This is a genomic window from Vibrio sp. 1978 (assembly GCF_033344345.1).
In genome coordinates, this window is record NZ_JAWPOP010000208.1 from 1 (window position 1) to 941 (window position 941).

General features: G+C 44.3%; 1 protein-coding gene and 1 tRNA gene. Both read left to right on the top strand.

Going from position 1 to position 941, the window contains the following annotated elements; translation table 11 throughout:
• The first annotated feature begins 3 nt into the window (after positions 1 to 3).
• A tRNA-Cys gene (locus R8N49_RS25555) sits at positions 4 to 77 on the top strand.
• 307 nt (positions 78 to 384) lie between these two features.
• A partial coding sequence (locus tag R8N49_RS25560; RefSeq protein ID WP_318190265.1) for an alpha-amylase family glycosyl hydrolase occupies positions 385 to 941 on the top strand: 557 nt, incomplete at its 3' end.

A 941-nucleotide genomic window follows, 5' to 3' on the forward strand; every position in this document is an offset into this window, starting at 1 on the left:
AAAGGCGCCTTGGCAGAGTGGCTATGCAGCGGATTGCAAATCCGTGGACCTCGGTTCGACTCCGGGAGGCGCCTCCACTATTTCGAAAGCCAGTCTTAAATGACTGGCTTTTTTCGTTTTTAGTCCACCTTTTCGTAACCCTTCGCGCTTTCCTAAAGTCTCCCATGTTTTGATCACCATTCAATATTTTTAACGCGCTAATCATTGATTTTATAAATGTTAGACAACTCAATAATTGTATAGTGTGATTGGTGATAGTTTCTCTTCGATTGTAATCCGAACTTTTTGTATTACAGGCAGCAACCTAGCTAGCGTCATAGTTAGTATCGCTTGGTGCGTATATGCAGAAAGGAGGATTCTAGTCCTTAACGTGAGAGAAAAATAATGAAAACATTCAACCTTAAACCTACACTTTTACCCTTAACTTTGCTGCTCAGTTCGCCTGTAATGGCGGCACAAAATGGCACCATGATGCAGTATTTCCATTGGTATGTGCCAAATGACGGTGCGCTCTGGACACAAGTTGAAAACAACGCTTCGGCACTATCTGGCAACGGCTTTACTGCGTTATGGTTACCGCCCGCCTATAAAGGTGCTGGTGGTAGCAACGACGTCGGTTATGGCGTTTATGATATGTATGATTTGGGAGAGTTTGATCAAAAAGGTTCGGTGCGCACCAAGTATGGCACCAAAGATCAGTACCTAAGCGCCATCAATACTGCCCATAAAAACAATATCCAGATTTATGGCGATGTGGTGTTCAACCATCGCGGTGGTGCGGATGGAAAGTCTTGGGTTGATACCAAGCGAGTAGATTGGAACAACCGAAATATTGAACTTGGTGATAAATGGATTGAAGCGTGGGTAGAGTTTGATTTCCCTGGGCGCAACGACAAGTACTCAAACTTTCATTGGACGTGGTACCACTTTGATGGCGTGGA